Consider the following 18,198-nt stretch of genomic DNA (forward strand, 5'->3'; position numbering starts at 1 on the left):
TGCGACACAGTATAAATAATAGAAAAAATTGGAATTTTGATATGAATCGGGATTGCGCGAATCAGTATTAATCCCTAAGGAGCAGAGAGCGCAAGCCAGCGGCTTTGTTTTCGATCTCCTGCCACTCCTGCTCCGGGTCAGATCCGCTGACGATGCCCGCCCCGGCGTAGAGCCGCAGGGCGTCATCCTGGACGCGCGCCGAGCGCAACGCCACACAGAACTCGCTTTGATCGGGCGATAAATACCCGGCCGAACCGGCGTACCATTCGCGGTTGAAAGGCTCAACGTTGTGGATAAACGCACGCGCGGGCTGTCGCGGAAGCCCGGCAACGGCGGCTGTCGGCTGGAGCACATGCAGACACAGCTCGTCATCGGCCTGTTTTAGCTCCGTCCAGATACAGCGTCGTAAATGCTGGACTTTACGCAGCCGGACGACCTGAGCAGGCAATACCTCAAGCGTCTGCGTATGGTGCTGAAGACGCTGGCAGATATCTTCCACGACCAGCATATTTTCACGCTGGTTTTTATCATCATTCAGCAACCACTCGCCCAGGCGCTGCGCCTGTTTATCATCCGTATGGCTGGCGACGGTACCCGCCAGCGCTTCGGTGCGCAGCAGCTTGCCACGTCGCCGCCAGAGGCGCTCGGGCGTGGAGCCGAGGAACGCGTTGCGGGCGTCGAATACCATGCAGAAATGATAGCAGTTGAGATTCAGGGCGCGGCTGGCGGCCATCAGAGCGACAGGATTAACCCGCTGTTTACACTGCAGATCGGTGGCCCGGGCAAGCACGACCTTTTCGAAATCGCCGCGCGCGATAGTCTCCGTCGCCTTGCCGATCAGGGTCAACCATTCCGGTTTTTGCGGCAGATGCGTTTCGCGCTCAACCTGGACAGACAGCGGACGAATGGCTCTGGCTGGACGGAGTTGCTGGAGTAATTCCAGGGCAGTGCGCGCGTCGTCCTGAAGCGAGCGATCACTCCACAGCTGCAGGCGCAAGGTGGCGTTGCCAGCGGTACGTCGCCAGAGCAGGCGCGGCAGAAAAAGACTGCCCTGCTCCGGGCTGAATGCGTTGAGGCCGCAGATGCGAGTCTCTTTTGGCGCATGTTCTGCACGCAAGAACTGTGAGGCCAGCGCCAGAGAGGAAAATTGGGTGACCGCCCCCAGCGCAGCCAGCTCTTCATCACCGTTACGCTGCTGCCAGTAAAATTGCGGATAGCACTGCTGCTCGCCAAGCCAGGCGAGAGGATCGAAGGCGTCGTTTAACGGGAAAGAGACGTCGAAATGACGCAGGCCGGGTGTGGCGGGTAACGCTTGCGAAAGCTGGGTTTGCAGTTGCTCCAACGCAAGGAAAATCGAATTCACGCGAACCTCTCCCTGTTAAAACCGCATATTATACGGGGTACTGAACATAAATAGCAGTACCCACGTATAGGGAGTGGTTAAGCGGCTTAACGACGGGCCAGCAGCAGACCCAGCACCAGCCCTACGGCAGCCCCCACCCCAATGCCCTGCCACGGTTTTTCATGGACATAGTCATCGGCACGATAAACCGCTTTTTTGGCACGGTAGTAGTAAGTATCAGACGCATGGCTAACGCGGTTTTTCACTTCATGCAGCGCCTGTTCAGCACGGGCTTTTAACTCAATATATTTCTGATCGGCAGGGTCGCCCGAGGAACGTAACACCTCTTCCAGCGTTTCGCTCAGCAAAGCCAGGTCGTCGTCGATACGGGTATCCCAGGATTGAAATGACATATTTTTCTCCATGTTAGTACACCAGTCCGCTAACTATAGACAACGACGTGCCATTACGCCTGTTTCACTTCTCGTGCCATGCCGATGTGCGGGATACCATCTTCGTCATAAACGTCGGTAACCGGCGTAAAACCAAAATGGCCGTAGAAGGGTTGCAGGTGCGCCTGCGCGCCCAGGTATAACGCCTTGTCCGGCCACTGTTTCCGGCACGCATCCAGAGTTTTTTCCATCAGCTGATAGCCGAGTTTTTCGCCCCGTGCTTTGTTGCTGACAATGACGCGACCTATCACGACGGGCTCAAAATCGTCCTCGCTTTTCAGAATCCTCGCATACGCCACCAGCTCGTTATCCTTCCAGCCGAGGATATGACGGTTTTCCCCTGTGAGATCATCACCGTCGATATCCTGATACGGACAGGTTTGTTCAACCACAAACACTTCGCAGCGCAGTTTGAGCAACGCGTAGAGCGACTGAACGGTGAGCTCACTATGGTGTAAATCTTGCCACTGGATCATCTCTTTCTCCTTCCTGGGGTTCATCACGTTATACTAAACCCCTCCCCGTTCGGCAAAGGGCTGATTGCATTATGGAACTGATTTTTCTGGGGACGTCTGCTGGCGTGCCAACCCGATCACGAAATGTGACCGCGATACTGCTGGATCTTAAACATCCCACCCGTGGCGGACTATGGCTGTTTGACTGTGGTGAAGGGACACAACATCAGCTTTTACATACCGCTTATCACCCCGGCAAGCTGGATAAAATTTTCATCACTCACCTGCATGGCGACCATCTTTTTGGCCTTCCCGGTTTGCTTTGCAGCCGCTCAATGGCCGGTAATGCCAACCCGCTGACGATTTATGGGCCTGTGGGGATCCGGGAATTTGTTGAAACCGCGCTACGCCTCAGCGGCTCCTGGACCGACTATCCGCTTGAGGTCGTTGAGATTACCGAAGGCCTGGTTTTCGACGATGGGGATTATCAGGTCACCGCCCGACCGCTTAATCATCCGGTGGAGTGCTATGGCTACCGCATTGAGGAACACGACAAACCCGGCGCACTGGATGCCGCCGCGCTCATCGCCGATGGCGTAAAGCCTGGACCGCTGTTCCAGCGCCTGAAGCACGGAAAGCACGTTACGCTGGAGGACGGGCGCATCATCAACGGCCAGGATTATCTCGCCGCACCGCAGCCGGGCAAAAAACTGGCCATTTTTGGTGACACGGCACCGTGCCCTGCCGCCGTTCAGCTTGCTCAGGGCGTGGACGTGATGGTGCATGAAGCCACGCTGGAGACGGCGATGGAAGAGAAAGCCAACAGTCGGGGCCATAGCTCAACGCGTCAGGCGGCGCTGCTTGCCCGTGACGCGGCTGTCGGCAGGCTCATTATCACCCATGTCAGCTCGCGTTACGACGCGCGGGGGGGCGAAAGCCTGCTGGCAGAGTGTCGGGCGCTGTTCCCGGAATGTGAGCTGGCCGAAGATTTCGCTAAGGTCAGCGTTTAGCCCTTCATTTTTCCCTCAGGATGCCGATAACGATTAAAAGGCCAGCATTTCTCTCGAGGGTAGAATGGATAATTTCCAGAAAGATATTGATGACAGGGCGAATCTGACCCTGTCGAACCGTTTTGAACTGTTGCTGTTCCGTCTTGGCACCTCTCTGAACGACAACAAATCCGAGCTGTTTGGTATTAACGTTTTCAAGCTGCGCGAAATTGTACCGATGCCGGAGTTCACGAAACCTGCCGGCATGAAGTCTCCGCTGATGGGGATGGTGAATATTCGCGATCAGGTGATCCCGGTGATCGATCTGGCCGCCGTGGCGGGCTGTAAACCCACCACCGGGCTGAACATCCTGCTGATTACCGAATATGCCCGCAGCGTGCAGGCGTTTGCCGTGGAGTCGGTTGAGAACATCATGCGTCTGGACTGGAAGCAGGTGCACGCGGCGGAAACTGCCGTCAGCGGGCGCTACATCACCAGTATTGCCTGCCTGGACGAGAAGGCCGATACCAACGAACTGGCGATGGTGCTGGACGTTGAGCAGATCCTGTATGACATCACCCCGGCGAACCACGACCTGCACGCCACGAATCTGAAGACCACTAAATTCAACATCAAGCCGGGTTCTGTGGCGATTGTGGCGGAAGATTCCAAAGTGGCGCGCTCGATGCTGGAGAAAGGTTTGCAGGCGATGGAGATCCCGGCGCAGCTGCATATCACCGGTAAAGATGCGTGGGAAAAAATTAGCCTGCTGGCCGCTCAGGCGCAGGCCGAAGGTGTGCCGATCACCGATAAGATTGCCCTGGTGTTGACCGACCTCGAAATGCCGGAGATGGACGGTTTTACGCTGACGCGCAAAATCAAAACCGACCCGGTACTGAAGGATATTCCGGTGGTGATCCACTCTTCCCTTTCCGGCAACGCCAACGAAGACCATATTCGCAAGGTGAAGGCGGACGGGTACGTGGCGAAGTTTGAGCTGAACGAGCTGTCGTCGGTGATTGAAGAGGTGCTGGATCGCTCGATGAAGAAGATTGATGGGCCGTTGATTAGCCGGAAGCAGCTGGCTTAGGTCTGGTGCGGGCTGGTGCCCTCACCCCGTCCCTCTCCCACAGGGAGAGGGAGAAAACCATAAAAAAACCCGCCGAGGCGGGTTTTACTTTTACATTAATGGCATCGCTCGCTGCACGATATCAATCAGCGGCTGCGGATAGATACCGAAGATCAGCACCAGCAGGGCTGAGATAAGCACTACGATACCACCGGCGCTGTACTGCCAGTTAGATGGCGCATCGCGGTTGAGCTGCTGAGGTGCGCTCAGGTAGAGGCTCACGGCAACGCGCAGGTAGTAGTAGAGACCAATCGCGGAACCGATAACCACACCGGCAGTCAGCCACCACAGGTGTGCCTGCACACCGACGGCCAGCACGTAGAATTTACCGATAAAGCCCAGCGTCATCGGGATACCCGCCAGAGAGAGCATCATCACGGTCATCACCGCGGACAGGATCGGACGGTGCCAGAACAGACCACGGTAAGAGAACAGCGAGTCGGCATCCGGGCCACGGTATGGGCTGGACATCAGGCTCACCACGCCGAAGGCGCCGAGGCTGCTGAACAGGTAACCGGCCAGATACACGCCCACGGCTTCCATCGACATTTCACCGCTCTGCAGCGCAATCAGCGCCACCATCAGGTAGCCCAGATGAGAGATGGACGAGTAGCCCAGCAGACGCTTGATGTTGGTCTGGCTCAGCGCCATCAGGTTACCGAAGATGATGGAGACGAACGCGATGATGCCCAGCACCACGCGAACCGCTTCACTGTCACCCACCGGCGCGTACAGGAACAGACGCATGACCACACCGAAGATAGCGATTTTGCTCGCTGTCGCCAGGAAGGTCGACACCGGCGCAGGCGCGCCCTGGTATACGTCTGGTGTCCACAGGTGGAACGGAACCAGTGAGAGTTTAAAGCCAAGGCCTACAATCATCATGCCCAGACCCGCCAGCAGCAGCGGCTCGTGGAGCATGCCGTCGCCGAGGCTCTTGCCGAGCGCCATGAAAGAGAGGTTACCGGACTGTGCGTACAGCAGCGCAATACCAAACAGCAGGAACGAGGACGCAGCAGCAGACAGGATGGTGTACTTGATGCTTGCTTCCAGAGAGCGCTTTTGACGGAAGGCGTAACCAATCAGACCGAACAGCGGCAGAGAGATCAGCTCAATACCGAGGAACAGCGCGGCCAGATGGTTAGCATTCGCCAGCAGAATGCCGCCCAGTGCGGCAATCAGAACCAGCAGATAAAACTCTTCTTTGTTGTCGTTGTAGCCTTCGAGCCATGGGTACGCAAAGGTACAGGTCGCCAGGCTCGCCAGCAGCACCAGACCGGTGTAGAGCATGGCATAGCCGTCAACGCGCATCAGCGGCGTGACGTCCATCGCACCGCCCTGGCCAACAAACCAGAGAGAGACTAACGCGGCGTTCAGGCCGATGACCGACAGCGTGGCATTCAGGAAGTGATTGCGTCGCCACGCAATGGAGAGCATCACAACCACCACCGTCAATCCGACGATCAGCAGCGGTAGCAGCGCAATCAGTTGTTGTGGAGTTATTGTCATGGCGATTTACGGCCTTGTAGTAGAAGCAGAATTAACAAACCACTGCTGGATGTTGCCCATCGCACTGTGCGAGGTATCCAGAATCGGCTGCGGGAAGAAGCCCAGCAGCACCAGCAGTACGACCAGCAGCAGGATGATGAACAGCTCACGCAGCGACATCCCCGGCAGTTCTTGTGCAGCAATTTCGCTCTTCGCTTTACCGAAGTAAGCGCGGTGCAGCATCGCCAGCGAGTAGACGGAAGCGAACACCAGACCAAAGGTGGAGATCACGGTGATCACCGGCACCACTTTGAAGCTGCCGAACAGAATCATAAATTCGCCGACGAAGTTACCGGTGCCTGGCATCCCCAGGGTGGCAACCGCGAAGAACATGGAGAGCGCTGGCAGCCATTTAATTTTGCTCCACAGACCGCCCATCATGCGCATGTCACGCGTGTGCAGACGTTCGTACAGCTGACCACACAGGATGAAGAGGCCGGCAGCGGACAGACCGTGCGCAATCATCTGGATCACCGCGCCCTGGTACGCCAGCTGGCTGCCGGTGTAGATGGCAATCAGCACGAAGCCCATGTGGGAAACGGAGGTGTAGGCAATCAGACGCTTGATGTCGTACTGCGTGAAGGCCATCCAGGCACCGTAGAAGATACCGATCACACCGAGCCACATGGCAATCGGGGCAAACTCAGCGGACGCATTCGGGAACAGCGGCAGCGCGAAGCGCAGCAGACCGTAGGCCGCGGTTTTCAGCAAGATGCCCGCCAGGTCAACGGAACCCGCAGTGGGTGCCTGAGAGTGCGCGTCTGGCAGCCAGCCGTGCAGCGGAACCACCGGCATTTTCACCGCGAATGCGATGAAGAAGCCCAGCATCAGCAGGTATTCAACGCCGTGCGACATCGGGGTTTTCAGCAGATCTTCGTAGTTGAAGGTCCAGATGCCCGTCGCGTTATGGTGAACAAACACCAGCGCCAGAATGGCAATCAACATCACCAGACCGCTCGCCTGGGTGTAGATGAAGAACTTGGTCGCCGCCGTGATACGCGTTTTACCGTCGGATGCCTTGTGGCCCCAAAGCGCGATCAGGAAGTACATCGGCACCAGCATCATCTCCCAGAAGAAGAAGAACAGGAACATGTCGATGGCAAGGAACACGCCGATCACGCCGCCCAGGATCCACATCAGGTTCAGGTGGAAGAAGCCCTGGTATTTTTCGATTTCTCGCCAGGAGCAGAGTACCGCCAGAACACCGAGCAGACCGGTCAGCACCACCATCAGCAGCGACAGACCGTCAATCGCCAGGTGGATGGTGATACCGAAACGTGGGATCCAGGGCAGGATGAACTCAGACTGCCACTGCGGGATGCCCGCAGACTGGGTCAGTGAGTAACCGCCCTGCAACCACAGTTGCAGGCCAAGCGCGAGCGTCAATCCCATGGTGATCAGCGCGATCCAGCGCGGCATCTTCACGCCAAAGCGTTCAGTCTGCCAGCACAGGAAGCCGCCGATGAAGGGAATTAATATTAGCCAGGGTAGTAACATGGCGATTTACATTCCTTTTTAAGGCCCCCAGCAGGGGCCTGATTTTCAACGAATTCGAATAAAATTCACTTAACGATCAACGCAACACCATCAGCAGCGCCAGCACGACAACCGCACCGATGCTCATGGACGCCACATACCAGCGCAGGTAACCGTTCTCGCTGTACAGCAGGCCTTTACCTGCAAAGCGGGAGAGGATCGCCGGGATATTCATCAGGCTGTTCAGTGGGTCGCGCTTCAGCAGCCACGCAATGCCCAGGAACGGCTTAACGAAGATCATGTCGTACAGCCAGTCGAAGCCCCACGCGTTGTACCACCAGGTGCCCAGCAGACGGCCAGGCGCGCTGTTGGCAACGGCGGTCACCAGCGTGCGTTTGCCCAGCCACAGCCATGCCGCAATCAGGATGCCCGCAATAGCGACGACACCGGAGGTGATTTCAAGCGTCAGAACGCGACCGTGCTCAAGCTCGGTGGTGTCTGGCAGTACGCCCTGCAGCGGCGGCACAATCATTGCGCCAACGAAGGTGGACAGTACCAGCAGCACAATCAGCGGCAGGTGGTGGGTAATCCCCTTCCCTGCGTGAGCGTGAATTTGTTCTTTACCGTGGAATACGATGAAAATCATACGGAAGGTATACAGGGAGGTCATGAATGCACCGACCAGACCCGCAACCATCAGATTGATATGACCATTCGCCATGGCACCCGCAAGGATTTCGTCCTTACTGAAGAAGCCCGCGGTGATCAGCGGCAGTGCCGCAAGCGCCGCGCCGCCCACCAGGAAGCAGACATACACCAGCGGAATGGACTTACGCAGTCCGCCCATCTTGAAGATGTTCTGCTCGTGGTGGCAGGCCAGAATCACCGAACCGGATGAGAGGAACAGCAGCGCTTTAAAGAACGCGTGCGTCATCAGGTGGAAAATGGCCGCGTCCCACGCCTGTACGCCCAGCGCCAGGAACATATAACCAATCTGGCTCATGGTGGAGTATGCGAGAACGCGTTTGATGTCGGTCTGTACCAGCGCAGCAAAGCCTGCCAGCACCAGCGTGACCGCACCGACGATACCCACCAGATGCAGAATTTCCGGGGTCATCAGGAACAGGCCATGGGTACGCGCAATCAGGTAGACACCGGCGGTGACCATGGTCGCGGCGTGGATCAGCGCGGAGACAGGGGTTGGACCCGCCATCGCGTCGGCCAGCCATGTCTGCAACGGCAGCTGTGCGGATTTACCCACAGCGCCACCCAGCAGCATCAGCGTTGCCCACCACAGCATGTTGTTGCCTGCAGCGAAGTGCGCTGGCGCCAGTTCCACCATTTCGCGGAAGTTCAGCGTGCCCAGTTCGTTGTAAAGAATGAACAGCGCGAAAGCGAGGAAGACGTCACCCACGCGGGTCACGACGAACGCTTTCATGGCCGCTGCACCATTCTTCGGATCGGTGTAGTAGAAGCCAATCAGCAGGTAAGAACACAGACCCACGCCTTCCCAGCCCAGATACATCAGCAGCAGGTTATCGGCCAGCACCAGAACCACCATGCTGGCGATAAACAGGTTGGTGTAGGCGAAGAAGCGGGAGTAACCCTCTTCACCGCGCATATACCAGGAGGCGAACATGTGGATCAGGAAGCCAACGCCGGTGACCACGGAGAGCATGGTCAGCGAGAGGCCGTCCAGTACCAGGTTGAAGCCGATGTTGAAATCACCGACCGACATCCAGGTCCACAGCGGCACGCTGAACGGCTGACGTCCGTTGTTAAAGAAGTCGATCCCCGCATACGCTGTGACCAGCGCAGCCAGACCGATTGAGCCAATGCCCACGGTCGCAGACAGATTCTCAGACCAGCGGCCACGAGAAAACGCCAGCAGCAGGAAGCCAATCAGCGGAAAAATAATGGTTAAGGCAAGCATGTTCATCCACGCAACTCACTTACTGAATCGATGTTCAGATTCTGGCGGCGACGATGGAGCTGCAGCAACAGCGCCAGGCCAATACTCGCTTCGGCAGCCGCGAGGCTGATGGCGAGAATGTACATCACCTGACCATCGGTCTGGCCCCAGTAGCTTCCGGCGACCACGAAGGCCAGCGCGGAGGCGTTAATCATGATTTCCAGACCGATCAGCATAAACAGCAGATTGCGGCGGATAACCAGACCGGTCAGCCCGAGAACGAATAAAATCGCAGCGAGGATCAGTCCATGTGTTAAGGGGATCATGCGCGCTCCTCCGTTTTTCTTTTCGCGCGGTCGTCAGTGCGGTTGCTCAGCACCTCGCCAGCGCGCTCTTCGCGACCAACGTGGAAAGCAACCACCAGGCCTGCCAGCAGCAGCATAGAGGCCAGTTCTACCGCCAGAACGTATGGGCCAAAGAGCGTGATACCCACCTCTTTAGCGCCGATCGGCGTGCCGTCGATGCCCTGATCGTTCACGCCCAGAATGGCGTAAACAATCACCACCAGCATGATGGCCGACAAAATTGCCGGACCAATCCACACCTGCGGTTTTAACCACTGACGTTCCTGCTCAATTTCAGAGCCGCCCAGGTTCAGCATCATCACCACGAACACGAACAGCACCATAATGGCCCCGGCGTAGACGATGATTTCCAGCGCACCGGCGAAGTGCGCGCCCAGTGCGAAGAACACCCCGGAGATAGCCAGCAGGGAGATGATTAAATACAGCAGCGCATGCACCGGATTGGTGTGCGTAATCACTCGCAGCGTAGCCAGGATGGCGATAAGGCCACAGATATAAAAAGCGAATTCCATTGCCCTCTCCTTACGGTAACAGGCTCTTGACGTCGATAGGCTTAGCTTCGTTCTCTGCTTCGCCCTTATCTTTGCCGTCGATTGCCATACCCGCCATCCGGTAGAAGTTATATTCCGGGTATTTGCCCGGACCGGAAATCAGCAGATCCTCTTTCTCGTACACCAGGTCCTGACGCTTGTACTCACCCAGCTCGAAGTCTGGAGTCAGCTGAATCGCCGTGGTTGGGCACGCTTCTTCACACAGACCGCAGAAAATGCAGCGTGAGAAGTTGATGCGGAAGAACTCAGGGTACCAGCGGCCATCTACCGTCTCTGCTTTCTGCAGAGAGATACAGCCGACCGGACACGCTACCGCACACAGGTTACAGGCAACGCAGCGCTCGGAACCGTCCGGGTCGCGCGTCAGCACGATACGGCCACGGTAGCGCGGCGGCAGATATACCGGCTCTTCCGGGTACATCCGGGTTTCGCGTTTGGCAAACGCGTGCAGGCCGATCATCCAGATACTGCGTACCTGGGTACCGAAGCCTACCAGTAATTCTTTTAAGGTCATGGTCTATAGCCCCTTATGGCTGCTGCCAGAGAATGACAGCTGCCGTTACCAACAAGTTGACGAGCGTCAGCGGCAGGCACACTTTCCAGCCGAAGGACATTACCTGGTCATAACGTGGACGCGGTAACGCTGCGCGAATCAAAATGAACATCATCATGAAGAACGCGGTTTTCAGCGCGAACCAGATGAACGGCGGTAAGAACGGGCCATGCCAGCCACCAAAGAACAGCGTTACCATCAACGCGGAAATGGTGACGATACCGATGTACTCGCCCACGAAGAACAGACCGAACTTCATACCGGAATATTCGATGTGGTAACCGTCGGCCAGTTCCTGTTCGGCTTCTGGCTGGTCAAACGGGTGACGGTGACACACTGCCACGCCCGCGATAGCAAAGGTAATAAAACCAAAGAACTGCGGGATAACGTTCCAGATGTCAGCCTGGTTGTTGACGATGTCGGTCATGTTGAATGAACCGGCCTGCGCCACCACGCCCATCAGGGAGAGTCCCAGGAACACTTCGTAGCTCAGCGTCTGCGCGGAAGCACGCATCGCACCCAGCAGCGAGTATTTGTTGTTACTGGACCAGCCTGCGAACAGGACCGCGTAAACCGCGAGGCCTGCCATCATCAGGAAGAACAGAATGCCGATGTTCAGGTCAGCGACCACCCAGGTCGGGCTAACGGGAACGATAGCAAATGCCAGCAGCAGCGAAGTGAAGGCGATCATCGGCGCCAGCGTAAAGATCACGCGGTCCGAGAAGCGCGGGATCCAGTCCTCTTTAAAGAACATCTTGATCATGTCCGCGACCAGCTGGAGTGAACCACCCCAGCCCACGCGGTTCGGTCCGTAACGGTTCTGGAACAGACCGAGCAGACGACGTTCACCGAAGCTCATGAACGCGCCGCAGGTGACCACTACCAGCAGGATAACAATCGCTTTCAGAATGCTCAGCAGGATGTCGATAAGATCCGGCGTTAACCAACTCATGCTTTTGCCTCCTGCAGATTATCAAGACGCGCACCCGCCAGAACCGGCGCGATGCCTGGCATACCCATCGGCAGACCCACCTGCCCTGCTGTCAGACTTTCAGAGATAATCAGCGGCAGGCTGATGGTCTGGCCGTCATAGCTAAAGGCAATGTTCGCACCCGCGTTAACGCCAAGCTTTGCGGCATCCGCCGGGTTGAGCTTGATGTACGGCTGCGGCATACGGGTCTGGAAGACAGGTGAACGCTGGGACAGCTCGTCGCTACCGAACAGATGGTAGTACGGCGCAATACGCCAGCTACCGTCCTGGGCCTGGAAGCTTGCTGGCACGGTCGTGAAGAAATCCAGACCGGTTTCAGACGCTTCAATCAGACGCACGCCCGGATCGCCGTGGCGCAGGGAACCGCCCACTTCAGCCTGGAACTTGTTCCACGCCTGCGGGGAGTTCCAGCCCGGAGCCCATGCGAACGGGATTTGCGAACGCGGCGCAGACGGCTGGTTGTTCCCTTCCATTGAGAAGGCGAACATGGTGTCTTTATCCTGCGGCTGACGCGGTTCGTGTACGCTGATGTTGGCACGCATTGCGGTACGGCCACTGTAGCGGTGCGGTTCACGTGCCAGTTTCTGGCCGCGAATACGGAAGCTTGCTTCAGGGGCTGCATCTTTAATGCCCGCCAGCTGAGGCAGTTTTTCCACCACCGCGTCGATAACGTGGTCAAGCTGCGTCCAGTCCACTTCACGGCTCTGTACGGTGCTGTGCAGGGAGTGCAGCCAGCGCCAGCTTTCCAGCATCACGGTGTTGCTGTCGTAGTACGCCGGATCATAGACCTGGAAGAAACGCTGTGCGCGACCTTCGTTGTTGATAACGGTACCGTCACTTTCTGCGAAGCTTGCCGCAGAGAGCACCAGGTGTGCTTTGTCCATGATCGCGGTGCGCTGATGGTCGATGACCATGACCAGCGGTGCTTTGGAGAGCGCGGCGTCAACGCGAGCGGCAGAAGCATGGCGATGCAGGTCATTTTCCAGCACCACAACGGCATCCGCAGAACCAGACTCCAGTTCGCTTAACGCCGCTTCCAGCGAGCCGCCGCCTATCATACCCAGACCGATGCTGTTCACCGCACGGGCAATCATGGTCACACCAACATCTGCACCACGGCCTTTCAGCGCTTTAGCCACGTTAGCTGCCGCCTGAATGATCTCCGCGCTACCGGCGTTGGTACCGGAAATAATCAGCGGTTTCTTCGCACCTGCCAGGGCCTGAACAATCACGTCAACCTTGTTTTGCAGATCGCGATCCAGTTCAACGGCAGGAGAGTTGTTGTCCAGCGCGTGGGCGATGGCAAAGCCAAGGCGTGCCTGATCTTCAACCGGCGCGCAGTAGGTCCACGCAGCGATATCGTCCAGACGGGTGTTGTCGACGTTGGTCACAAACAGAGGATGCTTCGCACGCTGACCGATGTTCAGGATCGCCGCAATCTGCCAGTCAGCCACTTTCTGCGCCGCAGCCATTTCACGTGCTTTCCCTTTCACCGCCTGACGAACCGCCAGAGCCGCGCGTGCGCCGGTCTGAGTCAAGTCTTCACCCAGCACCAGAACCGCATCGTAGGATTCAATTTCGCGCAGCGCAGGGGTATGAATACCGCCTTCACGCAGCACTTTCAGAACCAGCTGGAGACGTTCCTGCTCGCCCTCGGCGATGCCGGTATAGAAGTTCTCAGCCCCAACCAGCTCACGCAGCGCGAAGTTGCTTTCGATGCTGGCGCGCGGGGAACCGATACCGATCACTTTCTTCGACTGACGCAGAATATCTGCCGCGCCCTGCATCGCCTGCTCAGCGTTCAGGGTAATGAAGTCGTCACCACGGCGCTGAACCGGCTGACGCGGACGGTCTTTCAGGTTCACATAGCCATAGCCGAAACGACCGCGGTCGCACAGGAAGTAGTGGTTAACGGTACCGTTGTAACGGTTTTCGATACGACGCAGTTCGCCGTAACGCTCACCCGGGCTGGTGTTACAGCCGAGGGAACACTGCTGGCAGATGCTAGGCGCAAACTGCATGTCCCATTTACGGTTGTAACGCTCGGAGTGGGTTTTATCCGTGAATACGCCGGTCGGGCAGATTTCTACCAGGTTACCGGAGAACTCGCTTTCCAGCGTTCCGTCTTCCGGGCGACCGAAGTAGACGTTGTCATGCGCGCCATACACGCCCAGATCCTGACCGTCTGCGTAGTCTTTGTAGTAACGCACGCAGCGGTAGCAGGCGATGCAGCGGTTCATTTCGTGAGAGATGAACGGCCCCAGATCCTGGTTACGGTGGGTACGTTTAGTAAAGCGATAGCGACGGAAGCTGTGACCGGTCATTACGGTCATATCCTGAAGGTGGCAGTTACCGCCCTCTTCACAGACCGGACAGTCGTGCGGGTGGTTGGTCATCAACCACTCCACCACGCTTTCGCGGAACTGTTTGGCTTCTTCGTCATCAATCGAAATAAAGGTGCCTTCGGTGGCTGGCGTCATACAGGACATCACCAGGCGACCACGCGTGTCTTCCGCGTTTTGATATTGCTTCACCGCACACTGGCGGCAAGCACCGACGCTGCCCAGCGCCGGATGCCAGCAAAAGTACGGAATATCGAGGCCAAGAGACAGACAAGCTTCCAGAAGGTTGTCCGCCCCGTTGACTTCGTATTCTTTGCCGTCTACATGAATCGTAGCCATTAGCATGCTTCCAGTTGGCTCGGTCGTAACCGAGCGTTAATCAAAATTCTGTCTTTACCAGCGTGCTTTCAGCAGGTTCGGCTGAATCCCATTGATAGAATGGGTATTGCTGAACGGCTGCTTGATGCCTGCTTCGAATTCGTCGCGGAAATATTTAATCGCGCTCTGCAGCGGCTCGACGGCACCCGGTGCGTGGGCACAGAAGGTTTTACCAGGGCCAAGGAATCGACACAGTTGCTCAAGTGTCTCGATATCGCCCGGCTGACCTTCGCCGCGTTCGATAGCACGCAGGATCTTCACGCTCCACGGCAGTCCGTCACGGCAAGGTGTACACCAGCCGCAGGACTCGCGGGCAAAGAACTCTTCCAGGTTACGCACCAGCGAAACCATGCCGATCTCGTGGTCGACGGCCATCGCCAGCGCCGTACCCAGACGGCTGCCTGCTTTACCAATGCTTTCGAATTCCATCGGCAGGTCAAGGTGGGCTTCGGTCAGGAAGTCTGTCCCTGCCCCACCTGGCTGCCAGGCTTTGAATTTCAGGCCATCACGCATGCCGCCCGCGTAGTCTTCAAGAATTTCGCGTGCGGTGGTACCGAACGGCAGTTCCCAGACACCCGGGTTTTTCACGCGACCGGAGAAGCCCATCAGCTTGGTACCGGCATCCTTACTTGAAGAGATGCCCTGATACCACTCCACGCCGTTGGCGAGGATAGCCGGAACGTTACACAGGGTTTCAACGTTATTGACGCAGGTCGGTTTACCCCATACGCCGGAGCTTGCCGGGAACGGTGGCTTGGAACGCGGGTTCGCGCGGCGGCCTTCCAGGGAGTTAATCAGCGCGGTTTCTTCACCGCAGATATAACGCCCTGCACCGGTGTGCACGAACAGTTCAAAGTCAAAGCCAGTGCCCAGGATGTTTTTACCCAGCAGGCCGGCTTCGGTGGCTTCGGCAATCGCGCGACGCAGGTTTTCCGCCGCTTCGATGTACTCACCGCGCAGGAAGATGTAGCCACGGTAGGCTTTCAGTGCAAACGCGGAGATCAGCATGCCTTCCACCAGCAGGTGCGGCAGCTGTTCCATCAGCAGGCGGTCTTTATAGGTGCCCGGCTCCATTTCATCAGCGTTACACAGCAGGTAACGGATGTTCATGGATTCGTCTTTCGGCATCAGGCTCCACTTCAGACCGGTGGAGAAACCTGCGCCGCCGCGGCCTTTCAGGCCCGACTCTTTCACCGCGTTAACGATGTCGTCCGGCGCCATGCCGCCAAGGGCTTTACGCGCACCGGCATAGCCGTTTTTGCTCTGGTATTCGTCAAGCCATACCGGCTGTTTGTCATCACGCAGACGCCAGGTCAGCGGATGCGTCTCAGCAGTACGAATTACAGTTTTCATTTGTACTGCTCCAGCAGGTCAGGAATCGCTTCCGGCGTCAGATGGCTGTGAGTATCCTCATCAATCATCATGGTCGGCCCCTTGTCGCAGTTACCCAGGCAGCAGGTTGGCAGCAGAGTAAAGCGACCATCGAACGTGGTCTGGCCCGGCTTGATATTGAGTTTCTTCTCAATGGCAGCCTGAATGCCCTGATAACCGGTAATGTGGCAGACCACGCTGTCACAGTAGCGGATCACATGGCGGCCCACCGGCTGACGGAAGATCTGGCTGTAGAACGTGGCTACGCCTTCTACGTCACTGGCCGGAATACCCAGCACTTTTGCGATCGCGTAGATCGCCCCATCCGGCACCCAACCACGCTGTTTCTGTACGATTTTCAGCGCTTCAATGGACGCCGCACGCGGGTCTTCGTAGTGGTGCATCTCGTGCTCAATGGCGGCACGCTCTGCGTCACTCAGCTCAAAAGCCTCGGTTTGTGGTTGTTGATTCTCGTGCATAATTAGCGGTCCACATCTGACATAACAAAATCGATACTACCCAGATACACAATCAGGTCGGAGACCAGACTGCCGCGAATGGCGGACGGGATCTGCTGCAGGTGCGCAAAGCTCGGCGTACGCACGCGGGTACGGTAGCTCATGGTGCTGCCGTCACTGGTCAGGTAGTAACTGTTAATACCCTTGGTCGCTTCAATCATCTGGAAGGATTCTTGCGCCGGCATGACCGGGCCCCAGGAAACCTGCAGGAAGTGAGTGATCAGGGTTTCGATATGTTGCAGCGTGCGCTCTTTCGGTGGCGGCGTGGTCAGCGGGTGATCCGCTTTGAACGGGCCTTCCGGCATATTGTTGAGGCACTGCTCAAGGATGCGCAGACTCTGGCGCAGTTCTTCCACTTTCAGCATCACGCGGGTGTAGCAGTCGGAAACACCGCCGCCCACCGGGACTTCAAAGTCAAAGTTCTCATAGCCAGAGTAAGGACGGGCTTTACGCACGTCGAAATCAATACCGGTCGCACGCAGACCTGCACCTGTCGTCCCCCACTCCAGCGCTTCTTTTGCGCCGTAGGCAGCAACGCCCTGGGAACGGCCTTTCAGGATGGTGTTGCGCAGTGCGGCTTTCTCGTAAGAGGCCAGACGTTTCGGCATCCAGTCGAGGAATTCACGCAGCAGACGATCCCAGCCGCGCGGCAGATCGTGTGCCACACCGCCGATACGGAACCAGGCCGGGTGCATACGGAAACCGGTAATCGCTTCCACCAGATCGTAGATTTTCTGACGATCGGTAAAGGCGAAGAAGACCGGGGTCATCGCGCCGACGTCCTGAATGAACGTGGAGATGTACAGCAGGTGGCTGTTAATACGGAACAGTTCTGACAGCATTACGCGAATCACGTTAACGCGATCCGGCGTAACGATACCCGCCAGTTTCTCAACGGCCAGCACGTAAGGCATTTCGTTGACGCAACCGCCGAGGTACTCGATACGGTCGGTATACGGAATGTAGCTGTGCCAGGACTGACGCTCGCCCATCTTCTCAGCACCACGGTGGTGGTAACCGATGTCAGGAACGCAGTCGACAATCTCTTCGCCATCAAGCTGAAGAATAATACGGAATGCACCGTGCGCAGACGGGTGGTTCGGACCGAGGTTGAGGAACATGAAGTCCTCGTTTTCGGTACCGCGCTTCATGCCCCAGTCTTCCGGCTTGAAGGTCAGTGCTTCCATCTCCAGATCCTGCTTGGCTTTGGTCAGCTCAAACGGGTCGAATTCGGTTGCACGTGCCGGGTAGTCTTTACGCAGCGGGTGGCCGGTCCAGGTCTGCGGCATCATGATGCGCGTCAGATGTGGGTGGCCGTCGAAGGTCATGCCGAACATTTCCCAGGTTTCACGCTCATACCAGTTCGCGTTCGGGAAAAGTTTGGTGATCGTCGGCAGATGCATGTCGTTTTCAGACAATGCCACCTTGAGCATGATATCCGTGTTGCGGTCTATTGAGATCAGGTGGTAGAAAACGGAAAAATCCGCAGCAGGGAGACCCTGGCGGTGAGTACGCAGACGCTCATCCATGCCGTGTAAGTCAAACAGCATGACGTAAGGTTTTGGCAATTTCTTGAGGAAATCGACCACTTCCAGTAATTGTTCACGCTTCACCCAAACAACGGGTACCCCGGTGCGGGTCGCCTGAACGGTAAAGGCATCCGGCCCAAAACGGTTGCGCAGTTCGCCAATGACGGGGTCATCCAGATGATCCCGTGTCTGCCATGCGGCTTCTTGCGCGGTTAAGTCGGTCATATTGTTCACCATTGCAAATGGTCCGTGGTGACTGTTAAGCCTGGCTTCGCGCTATTTGAGTAGTGATATGCG

Annotated in this window: 16 protein-coding genes; 2 read left to right on the top strand and 14 right to left on the bottom strand. The window is 57.1% G+C overall.

The annotated features are described in order from the left end of the window. Window positions 1-67 precede the first annotated feature (67 nt). The 3 genes from menF to AAER43_RS15830 all read right to left on the bottom strand — a co-directional run bounded on the left by menF (window position 68) and on the right by AAER43_RS15830 (window position 2,270). Window positions 68-1,363 carry an isochorismate synthase MenF gene (gene menF / locus AAER43_RS15820; RefSeq protein WP_032635984.1) on the bottom strand — a complete coding sequence of 432 codons (1,296 nt, stop codon included), beginning with the start codon at window positions 1,361-1,363 and terminating at the stop codon, window positions 68-70. An 86-nt stretch (window positions 1,364-1,449) separates the two neighbouring features. Next, window positions 1,450-1,755: a stress response protein ElaB gene (elaB, locus tag AAER43_RS15825; RefSeq protein WP_008500219.1), complete on the bottom strand. Its 306-nt coding sequence runs from the start codon at window positions 1,753-1,755 to the stop codon at window positions 1,450-1,452. A gap of 53 nt (window positions 1,756-1,808) precedes the next feature. Further along, window positions 1,809-2,270, bottom strand: coding sequence for a GNAT family N-acetyltransferase (locus AAER43_RS15830; protein WP_023338569.1), 462 nt, complete (start codon window positions 2,268-2,270; stop codon window positions 1,809-1,811). Between the two features lie 71 nt (window positions 2,271-2,341). On the opposite strand from AAER43_RS15830, the gene rbn reads away from it, so the two are divergent. Together rbn and AAER43_RS15840 are read left to right on the top strand one after the other, a co-directional pair. After that, entirely contained in the window at window positions 2,342-3,259 is a 918-nt protein-coding gene (gene rbn, locus AAER43_RS15835; protein ID WP_050862923.1) for a ribonuclease BN, read from the top strand. A gap of 64 nt (window positions 3,260-3,323) precedes the next feature. Further along, window positions 3,324-4,328, top strand: a complete 1,005-nt coding sequence (locus AAER43_RS15840; protein WP_014884631.1) for a chemotaxis protein — start codon at window positions 3,324-3,326, stop codon at window positions 4,326-4,328. 90 nt (window positions 4,329-4,418) lie between these two features. On the opposite strand, the gene nuoN is transcribed toward AAER43_RS15840, so the two are convergent. The 11 genes from nuoN to nuoC form a co-directional block, all read right to left on the bottom strand. Continuing rightward, window positions 4,419-5,876, bottom strand: coding sequence for an NADH-quinone oxidoreductase subunit NuoN (gene nuoN / locus AAER43_RS15845; protein ID WP_014884632.1), 1,458 nt, complete (start codon window positions 5,874-5,876; stop codon window positions 4,419-4,421). 6 nt (window positions 5,877-5,882) lie between these two features. Then, a complete protein-coding gene (gene nuoM / locus AAER43_RS15850; RefSeq protein WP_014884633.1) occupies window positions 5,883-7,412 on the bottom strand; it encodes an NADH-quinone oxidoreductase subunit M in 1,530 nt (509 codons plus the stop codon). A gap of 76 nt (window positions 7,413-7,488) precedes the next feature. Continuing rightward, complete coding sequence (gene nuoL / locus AAER43_RS15855) at window positions 7,489-9,330, bottom strand: NADH-quinone oxidoreductase subunit L (RefSeq protein ID WP_050862924.1); 1,842 nt, start codon at window positions 9,328-9,330, stop codon at window positions 7,489-7,491. Further along, window positions 9,327-9,629, bottom strand: coding sequence for an NADH-quinone oxidoreductase subunit NuoK (nuoK, locus tag AAER43_RS15860; RefSeq protein WP_003861496.1), 303 nt, complete (start codon window positions 9,627-9,629; stop codon window positions 9,327-9,329). Before nuoK ends, nuoL begins: the two co-directional genes overlap by 4 nt. Then, window positions 9,626-10,180 (bottom strand): NADH-quinone oxidoreductase subunit J, encoded by a 555-nt coding sequence (gene nuoJ, locus AAER43_RS15865; RefSeq protein ID WP_008500212.1) that lies wholly within the window; start codon window positions 10,178-10,180, stop codon window positions 9,626-9,628. The genes nuoK and nuoJ overlap by 4 nt, the downstream gene beginning before the upstream one ends. Window positions 10,181-10,190: 10 nt before the next feature. Then, entirely contained in the window at window positions 10,191-10,733 is a 543-nt protein-coding gene (gene nuoI / locus AAER43_RS15870) for an NADH-quinone oxidoreductase subunit NuoI (RefSeq protein ID WP_003861491.1), read from the bottom strand. A 13-nt stretch (window positions 10,734-10,746) separates the two neighbouring features. Continuing rightward, window positions 10,747-11,724, bottom strand: coding sequence for an NADH-quinone oxidoreductase subunit NuoH (gene nuoH, locus AAER43_RS15875; protein ID WP_008500211.1), 978 nt, complete (start codon window positions 11,722-11,724; stop codon window positions 10,747-10,749). Then, a complete protein-coding gene (gene nuoG / locus AAER43_RS15880; RefSeq protein WP_023330966.1) occupies window positions 11,721-14,444 on the bottom strand; it encodes an NADH-quinone oxidoreductase subunit NuoG in 2,724 nt (907 codons plus the stop codon). Before nuoG ends, nuoH begins: the two co-directional genes overlap by 4 nt. A 54-nt stretch (window positions 14,445-14,498) precedes the next feature. Next, the gene (gene nuoF / locus AAER43_RS15885; RefSeq protein WP_003861487.1) at window positions 14,499-15,836 is read right to left on the bottom strand and encodes an NADH-quinone oxidoreductase subunit NuoF; all 1,338 of its coding nucleotides are present in this window, start codon (window positions 15,834-15,836) and stop codon (window positions 14,499-14,501) included. After that, window positions 15,833-16,333 carry an NADH-quinone oxidoreductase subunit NuoE gene (nuoE, locus tag AAER43_RS15890; protein WP_014884636.1) on the bottom strand — a complete coding sequence of 167 codons (501 nt, stop codon included), beginning with the start codon at window positions 16,331-16,333 and terminating at the stop codon, window positions 15,833-15,835. The genes nuoF and nuoE overlap by 4 nt, the downstream gene beginning before the upstream one ends. Before the next feature lie 2 nt (window positions 16,334-16,335). After that, complete coding sequence (gene nuoC, locus AAER43_RS15895; RefSeq protein ID WP_014884637.1) at window positions 16,336-18,138, bottom strand: NADH-quinone oxidoreductase subunit C/D; 1,803 nt, start codon at window positions 18,136-18,138, stop codon at window positions 16,336-16,338. Between the last annotated feature and the right edge of the window lie 60 nt (window positions 18,139-18,198).

This window comes from Enterobacter sp. FUJ80071 (genome assembly GCF_038739915.1).
Lineage (GTDB): Bacteria > Pseudomonadota > Gammaproteobacteria > Enterobacterales > Enterobacteriaceae > Enterobacter > Enterobacter kobei.